The sequence below is a fragment of the Flavobacterium sp. genome (assembly GCF_044371705.1).
Lineage (GTDB): Bacteria > Bacteroidota > Bacteroidia > Flavobacteriales > Flavobacteriaceae > Flavobacterium.
In genome coordinates, this window is the sequence record NZ_JBILTE010000013.1 from 1 (window position 1) to 25,478 (window position 25,478).

The window sequence follows — 25,478 nt, forward strand, 5'->3', positions numbered from 1 at the left end:
TCTCAAAAAACCAATAAAACAAATAAAAAGTAGTGCTTCTGATTGGGGAAAAAACGATTTGGAAGCTGTTATCAAATTCACAAAAGAAAACTATCCGAACGCAAAAATTACTTTGTTAGGACATAGTGTTGGCGGACAAATTATTGGTTTGGCAAAATCATCATCAGAAGTTCAAAAAATAATTTTGGTCTCTGCACAAAGTGGTTATTGGAAGATGTGGAAAGGATTTGATAGATTAAAAATGTGGGCAAATTGGCACATTCTTTTTCCAACACTTATCAATGTGTTTGGCTATATGCCGTCAAAAAGAATTAGCGGAATGGAAAATCTACCAAAGAACGTTGCAAAGCAATGGAGTGGTTGGTGTCGAAAACCCAATTATCTTTTTGACGAAGTTTCAAAACAAGATTTGTTTTTTAAAAATATTTCAGTAAAAGCGATTGCAATTAGCATAGAAAACGACTTTTACGCACCAAAAGATGCGGTTGATTTTTTAACTGAAAAGTATGAAAACGCAGAGATTAAAAAACTGCATTTAAGACCGACAGAATACAACACAAACACTATCGGACACTTTGGAGTTTTTCGAGAAAAGTTTGAGAATACTTTATGGAAACTAGTAATGAATGAAATTGAAAAATAAATGCCCGGAAAATTTAGATTAAATTCTTTTTTTGTGGAAGGCATTTCAAGCGTTTCAAAGTAATAGTTGTTCCTAAAAAAAGTAATAAATAGGTTTTTATTGTCCCGCAAAACCAATATATTTACTTCATAATTAATTAAAATCAGTTCGGATGGAGGGTTTTTAGAAGAACTGATGTTGGCGGCAAGTTTGTGACGACAATCATAAACAGAACTGACAAAGGAAAAAATAATGAACACAGAAACCGAAATATGGAATTTTTAGTAACGGTAATAACATTGACATTATTCGTTGGACTGTTAATAAGTCCAATTATTTTACTTCGTTTCATTAATAGGACAAACATTAAATTTAAGTTCGTTTCATACATGACAATTGGGGTGTTTCTGACAGCATTGATAACAATTGTTTTTGCTTGGTGGGCTTACACTTCTGACTTGCTTTTGCTTAAACATTATGGATATGACATTGATGGAATGAACGAAACTGAATTTTATGGTAAAGTTTTACTAGAGAATATGGACAAAGTCAAAAGCCTTGAGACAAGCATTATGGGAATAGGATGGCCATTAAAAGCAATACTGACATTTGTATTTTATTCACCTTATTTGTTAATTATTTATGGTGTGACATATCTAATCGGACGTAAAACACGAAAAGCAGAATTACAGTAATAAATAACGAATTTGGTGATAAGCATAATAGACAGACAATTACATTGAAGAAGTAAACCAGCCGCTAATCGAGTAGACTGCCCTGTCAGAAACTGACAGGGAGAGCCTCTCACACCACCGAGCATGCGGGTCATCCCGATAAAAATCGGGACAGGCTAAACTCGGCGGTTCGAAAAGAGATGGGTTGAGTTGAATGTAGATTTCCGTTAAGGATTCGTATCCCTTTTGTTTTATTTGGCTTTTTTATTGTTTTTTAAAGGACAAATAGAATGCCCGGAAAATTTAGATTAAATTCTTTTTTTGTGGAAGGCATTTCAAGCGTTTCAAAGTAATTGTTGCCCCTAAAAAAGTAATAAATAGGTTTTTATTGTCCCGCAAAACCAATATATTTACTTAATAATTGATTAAAATCAGTTCGGATGTAGGTTTTTAGACGAACTGACGTTAGCGGTTATTTTGGCGAACCGACAGTCAAGACTTCAACAGACAAAATAGAATGAAAATTTTTATATCCATTTTGACAATACTTATTTCCAACTTAACTTTTGGACAGACAAAATATGAAAAGGATTTTAATGAATTTTGGAACGATATAAATAATAACTATGCTTATTTTGACCAGCAACAAATAAATTGGCAGAAAGTAAAAGAAATTTATCAGCCGCAAGTAATCGAAATAACAAACGATAATGATTTTATTCGTTTTTTAGAGAATATAATAAACGAGTTTCATAATGGACATATTTCATTAAACACGAACTTGAATTCATCAAACAGGATAATTCCAAGTGGACAAGATATGTTTGTGCAAAAACAGAATGAGAAATTTATCATAACAGATTTGAAAAAAGAATTTAGAGCAGAAAAATCAGGTTTGAAAATTGGAGATGAAATTTTGCTTTTTAATGGCAAACCAGTTGCAGAACAGGTTGCACAGTTTTTGCCAAAATATACAACTCAACATACAGACAAAATGTATACGTATGCAATCAATATGCTATTTGCAGGGACACATAACATAAAGCGACAAATTACAATAAGGAGAAATGGAAATCAAATTAATTTCAACCTAGATAGTTTGAAATTAACCGAAAATAAAAATTTGGTTGAAGCAAAAATTCTAAATAATACAACAGCCTACATTAAAATAAATGACGCATTGGGTAACAATAATACCATTGAAGAATTTGACAAAGCCATTGACAGCATTTTACAATACAAAAATTTAGTAATTGACTTAACACAAACACCAAGTGGCGGAAATTCAACAGTTGCAAGGTGCATTATGGGACGATTTATAAATAAAACATTGCCTTACCAACAACACGAATTTGACGAAAAAGAATTTGATACAAAAAGAAAATGGGTTGAATATGTTACACCAAGAAAAATACAATTTAAAGGAAATGTTTTTATATTAGTTGGACATTGGACAGGAAGTATGGGAGAAGGAATTACTATTGGTTTTGACGGTATGAAAAGAGCAAAAATTATAGGAACTGAAATGGCAGGTTTGTTAGGAGCAATCAATGGATTTATCATGTCAGAAACTAAAATTGGTTTTCAAATTCCAACGGAACGACTTTATCATATAAATGGTACACCAAGAGAAAATTACAAACCAACTATTTTGACGAACAACATTGACGAAACAATAAAAAAGATGAACGAAATTAAATAAAAACTGCCACGAATCGAGTAGACTGCACTGCCAGAAACTGACAGGGCTAGTCTCTCACACCACCGTAAGTGCGAGTCTTCCCGATAAAAATCGGGACAGGCTGTATACGGCATTTAGCAAAGAGATGGGTTGTGTTGAACGTAGAGATCTGTTAAGGATTGGTATCTTTACTTCATAATTTATTAAAATCAGTTCGGATGGAGGGTTTTTAGAAGAACTGACATTAAGCCACATTTCAACTAGCAAAACAACTATATACAGATATAAAAAAACTTTTATGTATATTTGTTAATTATGGTATTTATCATACTTTATTGTTAAAAAAGAATTATTTAGAAATCTTAAACACTCATACAATGAAAAAAACAAGTATTTATTTTTTTGCATTTGTTCTCTTAAACATTGTGGGTTATTCTCAAACCAATCAGAATAACCAAACTAAGGGAAGTTCTGATAATTTGGATCGCTCAGTGCTTCCAATCAAAGAGCCAGTTTATCAAGCAATTACAGAGTTAGATGCTCGAAAAGCAAAAGCTCCTGCCCGATTTCAGGTAAAAGCACCAGAAAAAGCACCCAATGTAGTAATCGTTTTATTAGATGATATAGGTTATGGCCATTCTAGTGCGTTTGGTGGACCTATCAATATGCCCACTTTAGAGAAGTTATCAGCAAATGGATTAAAGTACAATCGATTCCATACTACAGCATTGTGTTCACCTACACGCACAGCTATACTTACCGGTTATAACCACCATTCTAATAACGCTGGAGCAATTATGGAAGTAGCAACTGCATTTCCGGGAAACACAGGTGTAAGACCACAAACCATTACTCCAATTGCTGAAGTATTGCGTTTGAATGGATACAGCACTGCCGCTTTTGGTAAATATCACGAAACACCACCTTGGGAAGGTTCCGTTTCAGGTCCCTATGACCGTTGGCCTACAGGTTCTGGGTTTGATAAGTTTTATGGTTTTATTGGTGGTGAAACAAACCAATATCATCCTATGGTTTATGACGGAACAACTCGTGTTTATCCTAACGTAGAAGATCCAAATTATCATTTTACAAACGATATGACCGACCAGGCAATTGCATGGATGAATACCCAACAATCGTTAACTCCTGAAAAACCTTTTTATATGTATTTTGCTACTGGTGCAACCCATGCTCCACATCATGCTCCAAAAGAATATGTTGACAAATATAAAGGAAAGTTTTCACAAGGATGGGATAAGCTGCGAGAGGAAACCTTGGCTAGACAAAAAGCATTGGGTGTTGTTCCTAAAAATACTGTTCTAGCTCCAAAACCAGAAGTTATAAAAGACTGGAACAAACTTACTGCTGATGAAAAGCGACTTTTTGAAAAACAGATGGAGGTATTTGCCGGATTTGCAGAACATACTGATGAACAAGTTGGTCGCTTAGTTGCAGCTTTGGAAGAACGCGGAGAATTGGAAAACACTATCTTTTTCTATTTGGTAGGAGATAATGGTTCCAGTGCTGAAGGAGGAATGATTGGTATGTATAATGAAAACACTTATTTCAATGGAGTACAAGAAACCTTAGAAATGCAATTAAAAGTGATTGATGAATTAGGGTCTGAAAAGGCATACAATCACTTTGCAGCAGGATGGGCAGTAGCAGGAAATACTCCTTTTACTTGGACCAAACAAGTTGCTTCCAATTTTGGAGGAACTAGAAATGGCTTGGTGCTACACTGGCCAGCAGGCATCAAATCAAAAAATGAGGTGCGTTCGCAATTCCACCATGTGGTAGATGTAGCTCCTACAATATATGCTGCAGTTGGAATACCTTCTCCTCGTATGGTAAATGGCATTGAGCAGAAACCAATTGAAGGAGTAAGCATGAATTATTCTTTTGAAAACTCTAAAGCGACAGATACTCGCAAAACTCAGTATTTTGAAATGATTGGAAACCGTGCTATTTATCATGAAGGCTGGTTTGCAGGAACCATTCACAAAGCACCTTGGGAAGCATCGCCAAGACGACCACTTGCTGAAGATATATGGGAACTATATAATGTAAACGAAGATTATAGTTTATCTAAAAATTTAGCTGCAAAAAATCCAGCAAAATTAGAAGAATTGAAAAAGCAATTTATGGAAGAGGCTGTTAAATACAATGTATTGCCAATTGACGACCGAAGTATAGAACGATTTGACCCAGTAATTGCCGGCCGGCCAGATTTGATGAACGGAAAAACGAAACTTACCTTATACGAGGGTGCGAAAGGAATCCCTGAAAATGCATTTATCAATGTGAAAAACACTTCACTTTCAATTACAGCAGATGTAGAGGTTCCAGCCAATGCTAATGGAGTCATCATTTGCCAAGGTGGTGATTTTGGCGGTTGGTCTTTTTACATGAAAGATGGAGTCCCAACCTATTTTTACAATTGGGTAGGACTTGAAATGTTTTCTGTAACTGCCTCGCAAAAAGTTCCCGCAGGCAAACATGTAATCAAAATGGATTTTGCATATGATGGTGGTGGTAGAGGAGCGGGCGGAATAGCAACTATTTCAATGGATGGAACCAAAATTGGAGAGGGAAAAATTGCCAAAACAAACTCTAATACTTTTGGTATCGATGAATCTGCAGATGTAGGCACGGATGAAAACACACCGGTGAATCCTGATTATAAGAAAAATGAAAAATTTACAGGTAAAATTAAATCAGTAACTGTAGAAACCAAACCAGTTAAAAAGTGATAATTTAATTCATACTATAAAAAGGGCGTTATTACGCCTTTTTTTGTTTTATAAATTAGTTCAAACGTTATTTATCAATGTTTAAAATTGATAATTTAATTAAATAACATCTGTACTAAACAATTTATAGGTGACACGTTAGTGCCGATTTTACAAAACAACTTAGCTATCTTAAGTATTGAATTAAAAAGAATGAAAATAGTGAAAAACTTCAGCTTATTTGTGCTTATCATTACAACTGCCATTAGTTGTAATACCCCAACTAAAAACAAAACTATTTAACAAGCTACTACCACCTACTCACCGTATTCTATGACTTCAACAAAAATACTACCCCAACAACTCTCGCTTCCCTAACGTCTGTTGGTTCATTCGCTAAGAATAGCTGCATGACTTTTTCTTAACCGCAAAAAGTACCTCAATGTACTGGCTTCACTTTTTTGTTCTTTAAAAGATGTTTTTAAGACTATAAATGAACTTTGTTCTTTGAAGAAAAACAGTTGCCTTTTTTAAAAAAGGTATTAAAAATAAGTTAAAACCAATATATTTACTTCCATAAATAATAAAAATTAGTTCGGATGGAGGTTTTTAGACGAACTGACGTTGGTGGCAAGCAAAAAAAGCGTAAAATGAAACGTCTTATTTGATATAATTCGTAATTTTGATAAAAATATTTATGTCATGGATATACAAAGTAGAAAAATAGAATTTGTGCAAGCTTTCCTTAAACTACAAAGTGAAGAAGTTATTTCTCAATTTGAAAATTTATTGAAAATGAAATCTACTAGTGAATTAGAACAAGAGCCAAGTTTTAAACCTATGTCAATAAAAGAATTCAACGAAAGAATTGATAAATCAGAAAATGATTTTAAAAACGGTCGATATAAAAGTACTTCCGAGCTTTTAAGGAAATACAATTCATGAGTTATAATATAGTTTGGTCTAATTTTGCTGAAAGTGAACTTGACAAAATTTTCGAATATTATATTGAAAATGCAAGTAGAAAAGTCGCTGAAAAAATACTTCAAAACATTTTAGCAGAACCCAATAGACTTATAGAAAATTCAGAAATGTTTCAATATGAAGAATTATTGATTGATAGAAATGATAATTACAGATATATAGTTTGTGGCAATTACAAAATCATCTACTCAGTCGATATAGAAGAGCAACTCATAAAAATTGCTGACGTTTTTGATACTCGTCAAAATCCAATCAAAATAAAGCGTAATAAATAAATTGCCAGCTACCAATCGAGTAGACTGCCCTGCCAGAAACTGACAGGGGAGTCTCCCACCCCACCAATCGCTAGAAATAAATCCCTTTTTCTCTAAATCGTTACATCCTACAAAAGCATCAATAAACGAACAAGATTGTCAGCCGAAATAGTATTCCCTAGACTGGGTACCTGCAGCTGGTAAAGAGAGATTCCTTGAAGGTATTGCATGCTTATATAGAGTTCTTTTGTGTTTTTCTTACAAGTTTTTAGGTATATTTGCTATTAGATTGTGGGTTTTTTTATAGTCTGCCGTTACATGCCGCTTTAAATAGGTAATTGCGAACATTACTGCCAATATTTAAACCAACACATTTGCTCAATTACATCTAAAACAAACGAAATTTATTAAAACGAAGAGACATTCTGAATTCCACTAATTTCCACAAAACCTTCAACCATTATGAAGCATCTAATAATTATCCTTCTTCTCGCAGGAAACCTTAGTTCTTTTGCACAAATAGCTCCTAATACTACCCTACCGCTAAAATATCGAAACATAGGACCCTTTCGAGGAGGAAGATCGGTGACAGCTTCAGGTGTTATCGGCGATCCGTTAACCTATTATTTTGGCACTACTGGTGGCGGCGTTTGGAAAACCTCCGATGCGGGACAACAATGGAAAAATATCTCAGACGGATTTTTTACTACAGGTTCCGTTGGTGCTGTAGCAGTTTCCGAAAGCAACACAAATGTCGTCTATGTTGGAATGGGTGAGCATGCACCCAGAGGTGTAATGACCTCTTATGGTGATGGAGTTTTTAAATCAACGGATGCCGGCAAAACTTGGAAAAAGCTTGGACTGGAAAAAACCCAACACATCTCTAGAATCCAGATTCATCCGACGAATCCTGACCTCGTTTATGTGGCTGCACAAGGTGCTTTGCATGCTCCGAATGAAGAGCGGGGAATTTATAAGTCAACCAACGGTGGAGAAACCTGGGAAAAAATTCTTTTTGTAGATGCAAAAACCGGAGCGGTGGAACTCTCCATGGACATGAATTATCCGGAAATCCTTTACGCTGCCATGTGGGAACACCAACGTTTGCCTTGGCAAGTAATCAGTGGCGGACCCGGAAGTGGACTATACAAGTCTACCGACGCCGGAAAAACATGGAAACAAATTCACAACGGATTGCCCAAAGAGAAAGGAAAAATGGCCATTTCTGTTTCCAGAGCCAATTCTAGCAAAGTTTATGCCCTGATTGAAAGCGATACTGAAAAAGACCTTGGCGGACTATTTGTGTCTGATAACGCTGGCGAAAGCTGGAACCTAATAAACAAAGACAACCGACTCACGCAGCGGGCTTGGTATTACATTGAAGTATTTGCCGATCCGCAAAATGAAAATAAAGTTTACGTTCAAAGTGCACCAATGTTAGTTTCCATTGACGGCGGAAAAAGCTTTGAAAACATTAGTGGTCCCCACGGCGATTACCACGATCTCTGGATCAATCCAAAAAACACGAATAACATGATCCTAGCCGACGACGGCGGCGGATCAATCTCTTTTAATGGGGGAAAAACCTGGTCCACACAAGCCAATATGCCTACCTCACAAATGTACCGGATCAATACCGACAATCTATTTCCTTACAGAATCTACGGCGGTCAGCAAGACAATACTTCTGTAGTAATTAGCAGCCTTGCATTGGGCCGTGGTGGCATTGGTCGCGAGCATTGGAATTATTCTGCTGGTGGAGAATCTGCATTCCTGGCGTTCAATCCGGATGATCCTCGATATGTTATGGGCGGCAGCTATTTAGGGACAATCGATGTGCTTGATATGAAATCGCAAGGCTCGACCAATGTTATGATTGCACCCATTCAGTATTTGGGACGGGATTCGAAGGATATGAAATACCGTTTCAACTGGAATGCACCGATTATTTGTTCAAAGCATGAGCCATCTACTTTCTACCACGGATCTCAATACCTACTCAGAACGAGAGACATGGGCCAAAGCTGGGAGGAAGTTTCTCCCGATCTTACCCGAAATGAAAAAGACAAGCAGGGAAAAGGCGGCGTGCCTTATACCAATGAAGCGGTAGGTGCAGAAAATTACGGCACACTTGCCTATATTATCGAATCGCCGCATGAGAAAGGCACAATTTGGACCGGAAGTGATGATGGACTAGTATACCTGACACGTGATGGTGGCAACAACTGGACAAATGTGACTCCAAAAGGAATGGCCGAAAGTCTGGTTAATGCGATTGAGGTTTCTCCGCATGATCCTGCTACAGCTTATATCGCAACAACCAGATACAAGTTCAACGACTATACACCTGCAATTTACAAAACAACCAATTATGGAAAAACTTGGACCAATATCAGCAAGGGGATTCCTTACGGAGCTTTTACTCGAGTGGTGAGAGAAGACGACAAGTTGAAAGGATTGCTTTATGCAGGAACAGAAACGGGAATATATCTTTCACGAAACGGCGGCACGAGCTGGGAGCCGTTCCAACTTAACATGCCTGTTACGCCTATTACCGATTTGAAGATTGCACATGGTGACCTCATCATAGCCACCTCCGGAAGATCTTACTGGATTTTGGATGATTTGAATACCGTGAGAGAAGTGAAAACCTCCGTAGAAAAACCAACCATCTATACGCCCGAAGAAACCATTTTAGGAAACTGGTACAGCCAACTCAATGGAAACAGCTCAGATTTTAACGGAACAGATCCTTTTGAAGGTGTCAATCCCGCAAGCGGAATGGTTATTTATTATCACCTACCTGAAACTGTAACCGACTCAACCGAAATTAGCCTTGAAATCAAGGACGAGACAGGTGCATTAGTCAGAATGATCAGCAGCAAGAATAATCCTGATTTCAAATCGTATCCGGGCGGACCTAGTGCCGAGCCTGTTCTTACTGTGAAAAAAGGGGTCAACCGATTCGTGTACGACCTTCGCTATACAACAATGCCGGGCATTCCAACTGCTTACATTGAGTCGAGCTATGCCGGACACAAAATCATTCCGGGAACGTACACCTTAACCTTGAAATCAAAACTTGGAGATTCTCAGATTAAAGCGATCGTCAAAGACAATCCAAATCATGAGAACAATCCTACCAATTTCAAAGAATATCATGCCTTTATGAATCAAATGGAATCAGAGCTGACCCTCATGCACACAATGGTTAATAAAGCGATGGACTATCAAACGCAACTAGAAGCTTTACTGAACAAAATGGAAGGAAATCCAACTTACACTAACCTACTTGCCTCCGGCAAAAATCTGATGACTGAACTGAAAGCTTGGGATGAAAACATGGTTCAGCGTAAGTCAACGGCCTACGATGACGTGGAAAACTTCCCGAACAAATTCACTGCGAATTACATGTTCCTCATCAATCAAACAGATAGCTCCATTCCAAAAGTTAATAAAGGCTCCCGAGATCGCTATGCAGAACTCACCAAAGAATGGGAACCACTCAAAGCCGAAGGCACTCGTCTGCTAGAAGTTGCAATTCCTGCCTTCAATAAGATGTTGGGTACTGCAGGGATTGGAGTATTGTTTGTGAAATGAGGGATGATATAGACAACTGTTTTGTCCTAAAAAAAGTTTATAGATTATTTTGTTAATCAGCGTATCGATTTACACTTTATAAATAAAGCCAAGAACACCAATGAATTGCAACATTCAATTGATCATAGAAAACACCAAAGTCCGGCTTGTTCCTCTTGTTGAAGAGGATTTTGAGGACTTATACGAAGCAGCAGCCGACCCTCTAATTTGGGAACAGCACCCAAACAAAGACCGTTGGAAAAGAGATGTGTTTAAAACTTTTTTCGAAGGTGCTTTGAAAAGCAAAGGAGCGTATAAAATTATTGACAAAACCACCAATAAAGTCATCGGCAGCACCCGGTTTTACGATTACAATGAACAAGACCAAAGCATGCTGATAGGCTATACTTTTTATGCCAAAAAATATTGGGGAACAGGGACGAACTTAGAGGTAAAGAAAATAATGTTAGATTATATTTTTCAATTCGTTTCGGTTGTTTATTTTCATATTGGGGCAGAAAATAGGCGATCGCAACTGGCAATCATAAAACTAGGAACCACTAAAATTGCCGAACAAGTGGTTACCTATTTTGGTGAACAACCTAAACTGAATTATGTGTATCGTTTGAATAAACAGGAATGGTTTTAAAAAGAACCTTTGACACAATAAACTTTATTTTTGGCAAAAGTCCTAGTTTAAGAATTAAAAATAGCTTTGTATAGGAAAACCCGTTCTTGCAAAAACTCAAAAATAATAGCGATTAATAAAACAGTTATGAACCAAACTGTTGATTGAACAAAATTATGGAAAACAAAAAAAGAACCTTACCGAGTGGGCGATTTAATTTATGACGCAGCAATTTATGATGGTTTAAATACCTTTCTAACTGATTTGCAATTTTAAAAAAGTGGCTTAAAAAAATAATAGTGCACAAATACTTGAGCTTTGTTTCGGCACCGGTCGCCCCACGATTCCCATTGTAAAAGCGGGTTACGCAATTACGGGGGTGGACTTCACTCCTACCATGCTTGAGCAAGCAAAAGTAAAAGCTTCCGAAGTAAGATTGTCCATCGCGTTTATTGAATCCGACCTCAGAACTTTGGACTTACTCGAAAAGTACGATTTGATTTTTATTCCTTTTAATTCCATTGATCATTTGTATCAAAACAACGATTTGCATTAGGCATTTATCGCTGTAAAAAACACTCGAAAAAAGACGGATTGTTTTTGTTTGATAGTTTCAACCCCAATATTCAGTGCATCGTTGCAAACGAAAAACGTACTTCAACAAATTGCTGAATATACCACCAAAAACGGGAGAAAGGTTTTAATCAAACAAAAAATGCGGTATGAAAATAATACGCAGATTAATAGAATCGAGTGGCATTATTTTATTGATGGTACCTTTGACTCTATTCAAAATTTGGATATGCAATTGTATTTTCCTCAGGAATTAGATGCCTATTTACGGTGGAATAATTTTACTATTCTACATAAATTTGGGAGTTTTGACGAAGAGGAATTTACGGATCATTTCGAAAAGCAAGTGTTTGTTTGTAAAGTCATCAAAAGGTGAAAGCAACTGTACGTTCATTACAGCTAATTGATAGTTGCTTTTACGACAAAATCTGCTACAAACTTTGCAACGCCGCTATCAAAACATCTATTTCTTCTTTGGTATTGGAATGACTAAAAGAAATACGAATACTCGGGTGTTTCAAATCTTCTTCCGGCAACATTTCTGCCAATACATGCGATGGTTTCGCACTTCCGGACTGACAAGCACTTCCCCGTGAAACCGCAATTCCTTGTAAATCAAGTGTAAAAAGTATCATGATTGATTGGTCTTCTGAAAGTGGTAATTGCACATTTAGTACGGAATAAAAAGTAGACGCTACCGCACCATTACTTTTTATTCCCGGAAAGGCTTTTTGGAGGTTTTGCCAGGCATATATTTTCAAATCCGCAAGCTTTTGTTGATTGGTTGCTATACTGGTACAGCTGATTTCCAGGGCTTTAGCCATGCCTGCAATTTGATGCACCGCTTCTGTTCCTGCTCGCAATCCCTTTTCTTGTTCACCCCCCAAGATGGACGCTCCCAAACGGGTATTTTTTCTTATAAATGCAAAACCAACACCTTTAGGACCGTGAAACTTATGAGCACTGGCTACTAAAAAATCGATGGGTGTCTCTTCTAAATTAAATTCGATTTTACCAATACTTTGCACTGTGTCGGAATGAAAATAAGCTTTGTACTTTTTGCACAATACTCCTACTCGATTCAAATCCAACACTACTCCTATTTCATTGTTCACATGCATTAAACTCACCATCGTGGATTTTTCATCCGCCAAAAGTGTCTCTAATTCAGAATAATCAATGGTGCCATCGGGTTGAATGGAAAGAAAGCAGACTTCGATTCCCGCTTCTTTTTGAAGTGCAAAAACAGGATACAAAACGGCATGGTGCTCAATTTTGGTGGAAATAATGCGAACAATCCCTAAATTTTTAACTGCATTTTGCAAAATCCAGTTATTGGCTTCCGTTCCTCCGGAGGTAAAAATTATCTCCTGGGCCGAGCAGTTCAGCTGTTGGGCAATACTTTTTCGAGCCGTTTCAACTACTACTTTCGCACCTCGTCCGAAACTGTGAGTGGAGGAAGGATTCCCGAATTCTTCCGCAAGTACTTTGCTCATTTCTGCAATTACTTCCGGGTAAATTGCCGTAGTTGCGGCATTATCTAAATATATTTTACTCATGCTTTATGTTCAAAAAGTCTATAGCAGAAATTAATTGATTGGAGAAAAGCTAATCGCCGTTCCTCCGCCGGGTGCTAAATTCAATTTAACTTTCGATTTAGCGGTTACTTGTATCGTTCTGATTTTATACGCTTTTGGATTTTTCTCCCAATGAGCGTCTTTGGCATCTTCGTAAATTATGGCTTTGTATTTCTTTCCGGGTGTCAAGAAATCAAGTTTCAATTCTGTTTTTCTGGAATTTTCATCGGTAATCGCACCTAAAAACCATGTTTCTTTTCCTTTAGTTTTTCTGGCAATGGTAATGTAATTCCCGGGTTCGGCTTCCAAAATTTTGGTATAGTCCCAATCTACTTCCACATCTTTGATAAATTGAAAGGCGTCGGGATACTTTTCATAATTCTCAGGTAAATCTGCTGCCATTTGAAGCGGACTGTAAATCGTTACATACAAGGCCAATTGTTTCGCCAAAGTAGTGTGCACTTGTTCTTTCTTCGATGCGTCATAATGACTCATCTTGATTTCAAAAATACCCGGTGTATAATCCATCGGACCTCCTAAGAAACGCGTAAAGGGTAAAATGGTTTCATGCGAAGGCGGATTGCCGTTACTCCATGCGTTAAACTCATTCCCTCGTGCCGCTTCTGCCGCAATGTAATTGGGATAAGTTCTGTGAACGCCCGTAGGTCGTGACGACTCATGTGAGTTCACCATAATTTGGTATTCGGCCGCACGTTTAACAACATAATTGAAGTGATTCACCATCGTTTGCCCGTCGTGCCACTCCCCTCTTGGAATAATTTTGCCCACATAACCGCTTTTAACGGCGTTGTAATCGTTTTTCTTCATAAAAGCGAAGGCACGGTCCAAACGACGTTCATAATTTGCTACAGAGCCTGAGGTTTCGTGGTGCATAATCATTTGTACGCCTTTTGACTTTGCATAGTCTCTAATTTCTTCTACATTAAAATCAGGATAAGGAGTTACAAAATCAAACACTTCTTCTTTCCAATTGCCAAACCAATCTTCCCAGCCTACATTCCATCCTTCTACTAAAACACCGTCAAATCCGTGTTTCGCCGCAAAATCGATGTAACGTTTGGTGTTTTCGGTGGTTGCCCCGTGTTTGCCGGTTGGAGTCAAAGCAGCATCTTGAGCCATTTGAGCATTTTGCGAACCGGCATAATCCCAAGTAGCTTTGCCTACATGCATTTCCCACCAAATACCCACATATTTCATCGGCTTGATCCATGAAGTGTCCTCTATTTTATTGGGTTCGTTCAAATTCAAAATCAATTGTGAACTCAGAATCTTCCGTGCATCGTCACTTACCATGATGGTTCGCCAAGGCGTGTGTGCGTGTGCTTGCAAATAGGCCTTGTCTCCAATCGCATTAGCAACTAAATGGGACTGCATGGCAAAGGTCTGCGTATTTACATCCAAATGCATGATGGGGTAATTCAACACTGCCGCTTCAAAAATGTTGATGTACAAACCATCGTTTGATTTCATCATGACGGGCGATTGAATTCTACTTTTGCTCATCGGACCCTTCATTCCAATGCCGTTATTCATGTCGAGACTCATGACATCTATGTCCGAAAGATTGGTTTCATTGTACACATATTCCTGACTGTCATAATCGCCCGGAATCCAAAAAGCTTTGTGATTTCCTGATAAATTAAATTGTGTAAACTCCTCTTTTACAATGAAGTAATTTACTTTATCTTGAGTAGGGATTTCATATCGAAAAGCAAGTCCAATATCGTACAAACGAAACCGAAGATTTAATTTTCGTTTGGTTTGTTTCTGAATCAATTCTACAAAATATTCAACATAATGATTTTCAATTGTTTTGTATTCTCCCAAAACCGGATGCCAATCATCTCGCACAATTTTTTCAACGACCTCATGAATCTGGAAATCGGAAGCCAAATCAGGCATATCTTTCAAAATCAGTCCTAACGAACTAGTCTTAACAACCGGCTTAGATTGATAGTTTAATGAATAGTTAGGAACTCCATAACTATCAATTGAAAAATTCATAATCAATTGTTTGTTAGGAGATTTAATTTCTTGATTTAAACCTTTAATAGAGATAAAAACAACTGCAAGTACAATGCGGATTTTCATAGTGGTAGAATTAGAAATCTTTACTTTCAAAGATAGTAATTATGGTTAATATCCTCTTAAATAAATCAGAATGCTTTTATAAGCCATTAAAAATCTTATTTTTGCTTAAAATTTAATGCAACATGAAGCGTTTCTTAGGTCTACTTATTCTTTCATTCTGCATCAACTCCTGCGACGACGGTGAGTTTGAAATACAATCGTTCGACTTTAGCTCGATTCCAGCAACCTCTTGCAATGGTGCAAATGCCAGTTTTTTTATTTATTACACCAATAATCGAGAAGCGTTGTTTCTTGAAATTCCTGCTTCCAATTTTCCGCCTTTAGTTACCGCAACAAATAACCCCAGAATTGTTACTATTTCCTCAACTAACAAAGTCACTTATCGCGTTTACAATGGTGCCGTTACTTCTGCTAGCATTTGCTCTACCATCCCTCCTGCCTCGCCGGTTCCGGTGGAGGAATGGATTGCCACATCGGGAGTAATCGAAATAATTACCTCTGTTAACAGACAAACGAACGAGACCACGGGCCAATCTTTTATTACCGGTTATACCCACACCATCAAGCTTGTCAATGCGTTGTTTGTTAAAGGTGATGGCAACCAGCAATTGTTTGAGGAGTTGTTTTTAGGGGATTATGTTACAAGTGTTGATCCACCCACGATTAGTCCATCATCACCAATTTTAAAATGTGGCACTAATTTAAACTATATCTTTCAAAATAGCGGAAAAGAAGTTATTACACTTAATACTGTTGTCAATCTTTTTGTTAATGACATAACGCCTACCGGGCAACCAAGAACAGCAGTAATTGATGGAGCTGACACCAAGATGGCATACAAAGTATATGCAGCTAACGTACCGCTGCCGGCAACGTTCTTTTGCGTAATTCCCGAACCGGCTAATACAGTACCACCGTTACTAAAAACATGGATTGCTCTAAATGGCAGTACCGCAAATCAAACAGGTATTATAGAAGTTACCTCAGTACTATTTAACCCTACAACCTATCGCCACACAATTTCTTTGAGAAAAGTCACTTTTGCAGTCGACGGTGTAAACTTTACTTTTGGTGATCTATATGTACTTGGCACTATCGATACCCAACTATAAAAACTATTTGGTATTCTGTTTAAAATAAACCTCAGTAGCTCCTAAACCGTACTTTTGGTAATTGGCATCCTGAAAGGTTATGTTGTCGTATCTACCTAATAAAAAATCCAATTCTGCTTTTAAAACCCCTTCACCAACGCCGTGGATAAAAACCACTTTTGGCATCCGGTTTTGCATAGCAAAATTGAGTTGTCTTTTGGCTGTTTCCATTTGAATATTTAAGATTTCAAAATTGGACAATCCACGTTTATTGGGCACCAATTTTTCAATATGCAAATCAACTTCCAAAACAAATTCATCCTTCTTAGACTTCTTTTCTTTGACAAAAGAACGCTTTTTAGGTTCTTCTTTTCCTTCAAAAGCCAGTGATGATTTATTTATTGAAATAAAGCTATTTAACTCGTTGGAATTGTGTATTTTAATCAATTCGTTGACAAAATATGTCATCTCAAAACCGTCAGAAGTTTCTATCAAAACTTCGTTGCCTTTAACCGATACAACTACACCGTCAATTGCTTCGTCGAGCACGGTTACTTGGTCTCCCTTATGAAACATCGTCGTCATCTTTAGGTTGATTTTTACTAGGAACTTTACTCATCAATCGCATCACTCCTACCATCAAAATAACGATGGCAAAAATTTTAAAATAGAAGGTATAGGGGTTGTCTTTTGGCAAATAAAGAGCAAAAAATGCTGCCAAAATCACAAGGACAATTACTACCTTTTTCATGGTTCTTAATTTTTATCAAAGGTAATAAACAAAAATTTAGGAAGTGAAAGATTCCGATTTGAAAAAAAATTATGTAAACTTGTAGAAGAAAAAAAGCACTCGATGGAAGACTACATGATTCCCTGTTTATCAAAAAAACTGTTTGGCATTGATTGCTTTGGATGCGGCATTCAACGATCGTTTGTACTTTTGATGCAAGGTGAATTTGAGGCTGCTTTTTATATGTATCCTGCTATTTATTCCATGATTCTTTTTTTTGCAGTGATTGGATTGCAATTGATTCAAAAAAACAGAAATTACCATCTGTGGATTGTTTCGTTGGGAATCCTTACTGCAACAATCATGGTTGTATCTTACTTTTATAAACTTCTTTATTATTAACCAATAACTTTAAAACCTCCTTATGGAAAAACAAAAATTACCCAATGCAACTGCAGTTCTAATCTTAGGAATTGCCTCAATCATCACTTGTTGTTGTTATGGTGTACTTGGAATTATTACCGGTGTTGTAGCACTAGTTCTTGCCAAGAAAGACACCCAAACGTACTTGGAAAATCCGGAATTGTACAGCAACTATTCAAATATTAAAACCGGCAAAGTTCTGGCGTATATTGGTATTGTATTGAGTGTACTTTATGTACTGCTACTCATTTGGTTCTATGCTACTTTTGGAATGGAAGCAATGCAAGACCCTGTTTTGATGCAAGAAAAAATGAATGAACTATTTGGAGTATAATAATCCAATTTGAATGAACAGAAAAGGGAGCAATCGAATAATTGCTCCCTTTTTATATTTAGTCCGTTTGTATACTACTTCTCAAACTCCTGCAAAGTAGAAATTATAATCGACACACAATCTAGCAGTTGTTCTTCAGTCATTATTAAAGGTGGTGCAAAACGAATAATGTTTCCGTGCGTAGGTTTGGCTAATAAGCCATTTTCAGCCAATTTAAGACAGATATTCCAAGCAGTTGAACTTTGTTCAGTGTCGTTGATAACAATAGCGTTTAAAAGTCCCTTTCCTCTTACTAAACTCACAATTGTACTGTTTTGAATATACTCATTCATTTTCAAACGGAAGAGTTTTCCTAAACGTCGGGCGTTTTGAGCTAAATGTTCGTCAGCAATTACTTCCAAAGCCGCAGTTGCAACAGCAGCAGCCAGCGGATTTCCGCCAAAAGTAGAACCGTGCTGCCCGGGTTTAATTACATGCATGATTGAATCGTCGGCCAAAACTGCCGAAACCGGATAGACACCGCCGGAAACCGCTTTTCCTAAGATCAAAATGTCAGGACGCGTATAGGTGTTTTGTTGTTCACATTTACTTTCGCAGGTACAATCACCACAAACAGCTAATAACGAGCCTGTTCGAGCAATGCCTGTTTGAACCTCATCAGCAATAAACAAGACATTGTGTTTTTTACAAAGTTCCTTGGCTTTTGCTATAAAACCTTCGGATGGCACATAGACACCTGCCTCACCTTGAATGGGCTCAACTAAAAATCCGGCAATATTTTTGTTGTTTTCCAATAATAATTGCAACGATTGAACATCATCATAAGGAATTGCAGCAAAACCATCGCTAAACGGTCCAAAGTTTTTGCGAGCATTCGCATCATTTGAAAAGGAAATAATAGTTGTTGTACGCCCGTGAAAATTATTTTCACAAACTACAATCACTGCCTCATGTTCATCGATTCCTTTGCTTTCATAGGCCCATTTTCTACAAATTTTGATTGCTGTTTCAACGGCCTCAGCACCGGTATTCATGGGCAACACTTTATCAAAACCGAATAAATCGGTGATAAACTGTTCGTATTTTCCCAGTTTATCGTTAAAAAATGCACGCGAAGTCAAAGTTAACGTTTGGGCTTGGGTTATTAAAGCGTTGATGATTTTGGGATGACAATGACCTTGATTCACGGCGGAATAGGCCGAAAGAAAGTCGTAATACTTCTTTCCGTCAACATCCCAAACATACACGCCTTCACCCCGACTTAAAACAACCGGTAACGGGTGGTAATTATGGGCTCCATACTGACTTTCAAGGGCAATTAATTCTTCTGAATTGATTTTTTCTAAAACTGACATACAATTAAAATTAAAAAAAGATACTTATCAATTCCTACTTATGGAGAGAAATCATCCAATATACTTGCAAAAGTAGCATATTTTCTTTGAGAATGGTGGCTTGAAAAGTTAATTTAAAACCGGGACACTATTTCAAACTCCTGTCAAACAAAAGAAAATCAGCCCCTTAAAGGTCATTTATACCCACTAAATGAAGAATCATGACAAATTCCTATCAGAAAATTATAGGTGCTAATTAACAACATTTTATACATAAAAAAAATGAACAGCAACATGCTTTTTCCTACCGAATACCTTATTTTTGCCCCATGGGAAGAAAGAATACAGACAACATAATTTTTCGAGAAGTGGCTGTTTTAGATGCCGGAGCAAAAGGTGTTTCGGTAGCCAGAGCAGAAGATGGCAAAGTAATTTTTATACAAAATGTCGTGCCCGGTGATGTGGTAGATGTACAAACATTCAAAAAACGCAAAGCCTATTACGAAGGAAAAGCCATTCATTTTCATCAACTATCCGAACATCGAATCAATCCTGTTTGTGAACACTTTGGCGTTTGTGGCGGTTGTAAATGGCAAAACATGAAGTATTCGCAACAATTGCATTATAAAAACAATGAGGTTTATAACAGCTTAAAACGCATCGGCAAGATTGAACTTCCTGATTTTGAACCCATTTTAGGTTCTGAAAAGCAGTTTTTCTACCGCAATAAAATGGAGTTTTCGTTTTCTGACAGTCGTTGGCTAACCGAATCAGAAATTCAAAACGACGATACTATTGCCAACCGAAATGCGTTAGGTTTCCACATTCCCAAAATGTGGGATAAAATATTAGACATCACAAAGTGTCATTTACAAGAAGATCCATCGAATGCTATTCGCAACGAAATAAAAGCTTTTGCCACAGCAAATGACATTCCGTTTTTCAATGCTAGAAACCATGATGGTCTGTTGCGAACCTTAATGATTCGCACTGCTTCAACGGGAGAATTGATGGTTTTGATTCAGTTTTTTAAAGAAGACAAAGCCAAAAGAGAATTGGTTATGAATTTTATCGCCGAACGTTTTCCGCAAATCACCTCCTTACTATATGTGATCAATGGCAAAGCCAACGACACGTTGTATGATCAAGACATCAAGTTATTTAAAGGACGAGAATATATTTTGGAAGCAATGGAAGGACTACAGTTTTCTATTAATGCCAAGTCATTTTACCAAACCAATTCAGACCAAGCCTACGAATTATATAAAATTACCCGCGAATTTGCCGGATTAACCGGAAATGAGTTGGTTTATGATTTGTATACAGGAACAGGAACCATCGCTCAATTTGTTTCGAAAAAAGCAAAAAAAGTCATTGGTGTTGAAGCTGTTCCGGAAGCAATAGCCGATGCAAAAGAGAACGCCAAACGCAATAATATTGACAATTGTGAGTTTTTTGTTGGTGACATGAAGGAAATTTTTAACGCCAATTTTATTGCCAAACACGGCAAGCCAGATGTAATCATCACCGATCCACCACGAGACGGCATGCATGCGGCTGTGGTTGAACAAATCATGCAAATTGCTCCGGAGAAAGTGGTGTATGTGAGTTGTAATTCTGCCACGCAAGCCAGAGATCTAGCATTGATGGATTCTTTGTATAAAGTCACACGTGTTCGCCCAGTGGATATGTTCCCGCAAACGCATCACGTTGAAAATGTTGTACTTTTAGAAAAAAAATAAATGAAACGACTTTTAAAAATAGTTTTAATTGTAGGGTTCACGTTTGTATTTACCAATTGTGAAAAAGATGACATTTGCGACCCGAACGTGACTACCACGCCGCGGGTGGTTATAGAATTTTATAGCATTGAATTTCCATCGGTCTTGCTGCCTGTTACAAATTTATCTGTAAAAGATCCGAATATTACCGAAGCGATGCTTTTTAACGGCGTGAGCAAAATTGAACTCCCTTTAAAAACTTTTCAAGATACAACTACTTTTGAATTTACCATCAATTCGACAGCTACCAATGGAACTAAGAATACAGATGTAGTTGTTTTTAATTATGCCACCCGTGATATTTATGTGTCGAGAGCATGCGGTTTTAAAACCTATTACGACTTGAGTAGTGGTGAGGAAGGGATAGTAATTCAAGCCGATTCAAATAATTGGATCAAAAACAAAACAATCGTAAATACCCAAATCGAATCCGAAAATGACGTTCACATCAAATTATTTTACTAGTATTTTTCTGTTACTGGTTACTTTTTCGTCGTTTTCTCAAGAAACGACTAAGGATAGTATTCCTGTAAAAAATGAGCGTTACGGTATTCGTGCCGGAATTGATTTATACAAAGTCACCTTAGGTTTTTTTGATAAAGATTATCGAGGAATTGAATTGGTGGGTGATATGCGATTGACCCGAAAAATATATTTAGCAGCAGAATTGGGCAACGAAGACAAAACGGTTGACGACGACAAAATAAATTTCACTACCAAGGGAAGTTACATTCGCTTAGGAGCCGACTACAACATGTATGAAAACTGGTTAGACATGGAAAACCTAATTTATGTGGGGATGCGTTATGGATTCAGCACCTTTAGCCAAGAATTAAATTCCTATCAAGTCTACACACCTTACCCCTATTTTGGCGAAGCTCCAACAATTATTTCAGGAGAGAATTACGATGGTTTATCAGCACATTGGTTGGAAGTAGTTCTGGGACTCAAAGCCGAAGTAATCAATAACGTTTATGCAGGTTTTAGTATACGTTTTAATTATTTGCTTGTCAACAATCCGCCAAATGGTTTTGACAATTTGTACATTCCTGGGTTTAATAAAACGTATGAAGGAAATTTTGGTTTTGGATTTAACTACACCTTATCCTATTTTATTCCTATTTACAAGAAAAAAGTAAAACCGGCTGATGAAAAATAATCAATTATTTCATTTCACGAACACCTTTTAAAAACAACCATTTCATAAATACCTTGTCACCGTTCTGCGTTTTAACCATCTGAAACTTGGGAGCTAAAATGATTGCTGCAAAAGCGGCAATAGCAGGGATCGCAAATCCGGTAAGTGTAGTAAACTGTACCAGTAAAACATACCCAATGAAATAGATGGGTGCAAAACCAAAAAAATTATAAACCAGGGCTTTTATCTTAGGACTCATAGTCGTTATTTAAGTGCCAAAAATACTAAATATATTAGAAACCACAGCGTTTTCTATTGTTGTTAAAACGCATACCCTATCTAACTTTTATTTTTATATTTACCACAGTAATAGTAAGCAAATACATGTAAAAATATGCAGTATCGAAGTTTGAATCAAAATGCACCCACTGTTTCATTTCAAGAGGCTGTTATCAATGGACTCGCTCCGGATAAAGGCTTGTATTTTCCAACTGAAATACCCACACTAGACGCTGCTTTTTTAAACAATCTTGAAAATTTAAGCAACGAAGAAATTGCCTTTACTGTTATACAACCTTTTGTAAACAATGAAATACCGGACGCTGAATTGCAACAAATAGTTGCTGAAACACTTTGTTTTGATTTTCCAACAGTTGCAATTACAAGCAATATTTTCTCTCTTGAACTGTATCACGGACCAACAATGGCATTTAAAGATGTTGGTGCTCGTTTCATGGCTCGGTGTTTGGCCTATTTTAATAAAAATAAGCCGGGTCAAAAAAATACAATAGTAGTTGCTACATCTGGAGATACAGGTGGAGCCGTTGCTGACGGATTTTTAGGCGTTACCGGTGTGGAAGTAGTTATTTTATATCCAAGTGGCAAAGTAAGCGATGTACAAGAAAAACAACTTACTACTTTAGGTCAAAATATCTCCGCCTTAGAAGTAAACGGTGTTTTTGATGATTGTCAAGAAATGGTGAAGAAGGCATTTTTAGACGTTGATTTAAAAGACACAAATCTAACCTCTGCCAATTCTATAAACATTGCGAGATGGTTGCCACAAATGTTTTATTTCTTTTTTGCTTATAAACAAATAAAGAAACATGGAAAAAAAATAGTGTTTTCAGTACCTAGCGGTAATTTCGGAAACATCTGTTCGGGTATCGTGGCAAAAAAAATGGGTTTACCCATTCATCACTTTATCGCCGCAACAAACGGTAATGATACGGTTCCGCGTTTTATGAAATCAGGGAGCTATGAACCCAAACCTTCTGTAGCAACACTTTCCAACGCCATGGATGTTGGCAACCCAAGTAATTTTATTCGTATTCAGGAGTTGTATGCTAACAGTTTAGAAGAATTTAAAAAGGATTTCACTGCCAGTAGTTATTCCGATAACGATGCTGTTCTGGCGATGAAAGAATTATATAGTTCCTTCCAATACATTGCAGAACCACATGGAGCCATAGGATATTTAGGTTTAAAAGAATATTTAAATGTACATCCGGAAGCGATTGGTGTTTTTTTGGAAACAGCACATCCTATTAAATTTAAGGAAACGGTTGAATCTACTTTAAAAGTGCTACTTCAGGTGCCTTCACAAATTGAACGCGTTATGCATCAAAAAAAAGTTAGCCTGCCAATTGACAACTATGAACAGTTAAAATCGTACTTGCTAATTGCCAAGAACTCTTAGCCTATCACTAATTGAAAGGTTTACTATTATATTTTTTTTAAAAGGTTATTTCTATATATTTGAGTAATGAAAAATAAGCCGTCCATAATTACTTTTATTTTTGTCATTACTTCTCTTTTTTTGGTAGTAATTTTTCACAAAATTACTATTCACAATTCAGAAGATATTTCTAAAAATTTTATAACACTCAATTTTATAAAAGATGTTTCGTTTATTTTAATAACGGGGTTTCTCTTGCGTTTCATTATTATAAACAACGACCGAAAAAACGCGGGGATTCTCGAAAAACTTAAATCCAATACAAAAGAAATTATAGAATCCAATGAACGCTACGACATTGTTGCGAAAGCCACAAGTGATACAATTTGGGATTGGAAAATACAAGATGATTACTTTGTTTGGAACAAAGGTATCGAGGAGGTTTTTGGTTATTCTAAAAAAGACGTAGGAACCGATTCTAAATGGTGGTTTGAACGAATACATCCGGAAGATACTTTAAAAATGTCGGTCAAACTTTATTCATTCTTAGAACAAAAAACAGAACGTTGGCAGGATGAATACCGCTTTCAATGTGCAAACGGCACCTATAAATATGTATATGATAGGGGTTTTCTGGTAAAAGATGAAAACGGCAAATCGATTCGAATGATTGGAGCAATACAGGATATTACCAAACAAAAAGAAGAAGAACACCGATTAAAACTGTTGGAAACAGTAATTACACAAACAAAAGATGCAGTTGTAATTACAGATACCGATACTTCAAAAAATAGATTACCCAACATCATATTCGTGAATGATGCATTTCAAAAAATGACAGGTTACAAATCAAAAGATGTGATTGGTCAATCGCCCTTATTGTTAATGGGTACAAAATCAAACCCGCTTGAATTACAAAAATTAGAAGAGGCAATTCAAACAGTTAAAGAATGTATCGTTGAAACCATAAGCTATAAGAAATCAGGCGAAGAATATTGGACAAATTTTTCAATGATACCTGTTCATAATAAGGATGGCGATCATACGCACTGGATTTCGATTCAAAGGGATACTACACAGGATAAAAACCAAGAAAAAGAAAAAGAACAGCTCATTCGGGAACTAACTCAAAACAATAAAGATTTAAAACAATTTTCGTATATCACATCTCATAATTTTAGAGCTCCTCTTTCAAATTTAACCGGTTTATTGTATTTGATAGAAGACATACCTATTGAAAATGAAGAGTTAAAAGAAATCCTTAACGGGTTTAAAAAATCAACACAGTTGCTCAACGAAACCATCAATGATTTGGTTAAAGTAGTAATCATTAAAGACAATCCCTCTATTCAAAAAGAAGAGATAATTGTTAATGAAGTCTTTGAAAATGTATTTTTTCAACTTGATAACCAAATTAAGTTACATAAACCCATTTTAATTATCGAGATGGAAGAGCGTTCGCTTTTAAAGGTTAATAAAGCCTATTTAGAAAGCATCCTTCTAAATATTGTTAGCAATGCAATAAAATATCGCTCAAAGGACCGCAAATTAAA

The 25,478-nt window shown here is 36.7% G+C and carries 24 protein-coding genes; 18 read left to right on the plus strand and 6 right to left on the minus strand.

Features of this window, described 5'->3' with window-relative positions:
* From ACIQ2S_RS01875 to ACIQ2S_RS01920, 10 genes are all read left to right on the plus strand, one after another.
* Positions 1–643, plus strand: a 643-nt coding sequence (locus ACIQ2S_RS01875) for a serine aminopeptidase domain-containing protein (RefSeq protein WP_396172387.1), incomplete at its 5' end; no start/stop codon positions are given.
* A gap of 191 nt (positions 644–834) precedes the next feature.
* Positions 835–1,317 (plus strand): hypothetical protein, encoded by a 483-nt coding sequence (locus tag ACIQ2S_RS01880; RefSeq protein WP_396172388.1) that lies wholly within the window; start codon positions 835–837, stop codon positions 1,315–1,317.
* A 496-nt stretch (positions 1,318–1,813) separates the two neighbouring features.
* A complete protein-coding gene (locus ACIQ2S_RS01885) occupies positions 1,814–2,998 on the plus strand; it encodes a S41 family peptidase (RefSeq protein WP_396172389.1) in 1,185 nt (394 codons plus the stop codon).
* A 356-nt stretch (positions 2,999–3,354) separates the two neighbouring features.
* Positions 3,355–5,730: an arylsulfatase gene (locus tag ACIQ2S_RS01890; protein WP_396172390.1), complete on the plus strand. Its 2,376-nt coding sequence runs from the start codon at positions 3,355–3,357 to the stop codon at positions 5,728–5,730.
* A gap of 681 nt (positions 5,731–6,411) precedes the next feature.
* On the plus strand, positions 6,412–6,654 hold the full coding sequence (locus ACIQ2S_RS01895; RefSeq protein WP_396172391.1) for a hypothetical protein: 243 nt from the start codon (positions 6,412–6,414) through the stop codon (positions 6,652–6,654).
* The gene (locus tag ACIQ2S_RS01900) at positions 6,651–6,968 is read left to right on the plus strand and encodes a type II toxin-antitoxin system RelE/ParE family toxin (protein ID WP_396172392.1); all 318 of its coding nucleotides are present in this window, start codon (positions 6,651–6,653) and stop codon (positions 6,966–6,968) included. The genes ACIQ2S_RS01895 and ACIQ2S_RS01900 overlap by 4 nt, the downstream gene beginning before the upstream one ends.
* A 441-nt stretch (positions 6,969–7,409) precedes the next feature.
* Positions 7,410–10,547, plus strand: a complete 3,138-nt coding sequence (locus tag ACIQ2S_RS01905; protein WP_396172393.1) for a glycosyl hydrolase — start codon at positions 7,410–7,412, stop codon at positions 10,545–10,547.
* A gap of 100 nt (positions 10,548–10,647) precedes the next feature.
* Entirely contained in the window at positions 10,648–11,175 is a 528-nt protein-coding gene (locus ACIQ2S_RS01910; protein WP_396172394.1) for a GNAT family N-acetyltransferase, read from the plus strand.
* Positions 11,176–11,503: 328 nt separating this feature from the next.
* On the plus strand, positions 11,504–11,710 hold the full coding sequence (locus ACIQ2S_RS01915) for a class I SAM-dependent methyltransferase (RefSeq protein ID WP_396172414.1): 207 nt from the start codon (positions 11,504–11,506) through the stop codon (positions 11,708–11,710).
* Between the two features lie 48 nt (positions 11,711–11,758).
* Positions 11,759–12,103: a hypothetical protein gene (locus tag ACIQ2S_RS01920; RefSeq protein ID WP_396172395.1), complete on the plus strand. Its 345-nt coding sequence runs from the start codon at positions 11,759–11,761 to the stop codon at positions 12,101–12,103.
* Positions 12,104–12,158: 55 nt separating this feature from the next.
* On the opposite strand, the gene ACIQ2S_RS01925 is transcribed toward ACIQ2S_RS01920, so the two are convergent.
* Positions 12,159–13,286, minus strand: a complete 1,128-nt coding sequence (locus tag ACIQ2S_RS01925; protein WP_396172396.1) for a cysteine desulfurase family protein — start codon at positions 13,284–13,286, stop codon at positions 12,159–12,161.
* Positions 13,287–13,316: 30 nt separating this feature from the next.
* Positions 13,317–15,416 carry a glycoside hydrolase family 97 protein gene (locus tag ACIQ2S_RS01930; RefSeq protein ID WP_396172397.1) on the minus strand — a complete coding sequence of 700 codons (2,100 nt, stop codon included), beginning with the start codon at positions 15,414–15,416 and terminating at the stop codon, positions 13,317–13,319.
* Between the two features lie 122 nt (positions 15,417–15,538).
* Between ACIQ2S_RS01930 and ACIQ2S_RS01935 the strand changes: the two genes are divergently transcribed.
* Entirely contained in the window at positions 15,539–16,528 is a 990-nt protein-coding gene (locus ACIQ2S_RS01935; RefSeq protein WP_396172399.1) for a hypothetical protein, read from the plus strand.
* 3 nt (positions 16,529–16,531) lie between these two features.
* Here the strand turns inward: ACIQ2S_RS01935 and ACIQ2S_RS01940 are convergent, their stop codons facing one another.
* Together ACIQ2S_RS01940 and ACIQ2S_RS01945 are read right to left on the minus strand one after the other, a co-directional pair.
* Complete coding sequence (locus ACIQ2S_RS01940; RefSeq protein WP_396172400.1) at positions 16,532–17,083, minus strand: Smr/MutS family protein; 552 nt, start codon at positions 17,081–17,083, stop codon at positions 16,532–16,534.
* Positions 17,073–17,258 carry a hypothetical protein gene (locus tag ACIQ2S_RS01945; RefSeq protein ID WP_396172401.1) on the minus strand — a complete coding sequence of 62 codons (186 nt, stop codon included), beginning with the start codon at positions 17,256–17,258 and terminating at the stop codon, positions 17,073–17,075. Before ACIQ2S_RS01945 ends, ACIQ2S_RS01940 begins: the two co-directional genes overlap by 11 nt.
* Positions 17,259–17,360: 102 nt before the next feature.
* On the opposite strand from ACIQ2S_RS01945, the gene ACIQ2S_RS01950 reads away from it, so the two are divergent.
* Both ACIQ2S_RS01950 and ACIQ2S_RS01955 read left to right on the plus strand, forming a co-directional pair.
* Entirely contained in the window at positions 17,361–17,639 is a 279-nt protein-coding gene (locus ACIQ2S_RS01950; protein WP_396172402.1) for a DUF2752 domain-containing protein, read from the plus strand.
* 22 nt (positions 17,640–17,661) lie between these two features.
* A complete protein-coding gene (locus ACIQ2S_RS01955) occupies positions 17,662–17,994 on the plus strand; it encodes a CCC motif membrane protein (RefSeq protein ID WP_396172403.1) in 333 nt (110 codons plus the stop codon).
* Positions 17,995–18,068: 74 nt separating this feature from the next.
* Here ACIQ2S_RS01955 and rocD read toward each other — a convergent pair whose 3' ends face one another.
* Positions 18,069–19,349, minus strand: a complete 1,281-nt coding sequence (rocD, locus tag ACIQ2S_RS01960; RefSeq protein ID WP_396172404.1) for an ornithine--oxo-acid transaminase — start codon at positions 19,347–19,349, stop codon at positions 18,069–18,071.
* 308 nt (positions 19,350–19,657) lie between these two features.
* Between rocD and rlmD the strand changes: the two genes are divergently transcribed.
* Genes rlmD through ACIQ2S_RS01975 form a run of 3 tightly spaced genes read left to right on the plus strand, consistent with a single transcriptional unit; the run spans position 19,658 to position 22,268 of the window.
* Positions 19,658–21,070 (plus strand): 23S rRNA (uracil(1939)-C(5))-methyltransferase RlmD, encoded by a 1,413-nt coding sequence (rlmD, locus tag ACIQ2S_RS01965; RefSeq protein WP_396172406.1) that lies wholly within the window; start codon positions 19,658–19,660, stop codon positions 21,068–21,070.
* A complete protein-coding gene (locus ACIQ2S_RS01970) occupies positions 21,071–21,574 on the plus strand; it encodes a DUF6452 family protein (RefSeq protein WP_396172407.1) in 504 nt (167 codons plus the stop codon).
* Positions 21,546–22,268 (plus strand): DUF6048 family protein, encoded by a 723-nt coding sequence (locus ACIQ2S_RS01975; protein ID WP_396172408.1) that lies wholly within the window; start codon positions 21,546–21,548, stop codon positions 22,266–22,268. Before ACIQ2S_RS01970 ends, ACIQ2S_RS01975 begins: the two co-directional genes overlap by 29 nt.
* A 4-nt stretch (positions 22,269–22,272) precedes the next feature.
* Here ACIQ2S_RS01975 and ACIQ2S_RS01980 read toward each other — a convergent pair whose 3' ends face one another.
* On the minus strand, positions 22,273–22,506 hold the full coding sequence (locus ACIQ2S_RS01980) for a hypothetical protein (RefSeq protein WP_396172409.1): 234 nt from the start codon (positions 22,504–22,506) through the stop codon (positions 22,273–22,275).
* Between the two features lie 135 nt (positions 22,507–22,641).
* Here ACIQ2S_RS01980 and thrC point away from each other — a divergent pair, with 135 nt between their 5' ends.
* Positions 22,642–23,946, plus strand: a complete 1,305-nt coding sequence (gene thrC, locus ACIQ2S_RS01985; protein ID WP_396172411.1) for a threonine synthase — start codon at positions 22,642–22,644, stop codon at positions 23,944–23,946.
* 66 nt (positions 23,947–24,012) lie between these two features.
* Positions 24,013–25,478 (plus strand): PAS domain-containing protein (locus ACIQ2S_RS01990; RefSeq protein ID WP_396172413.1); only part of this gene is annotated, 1,466 nt, incomplete at its 3' end.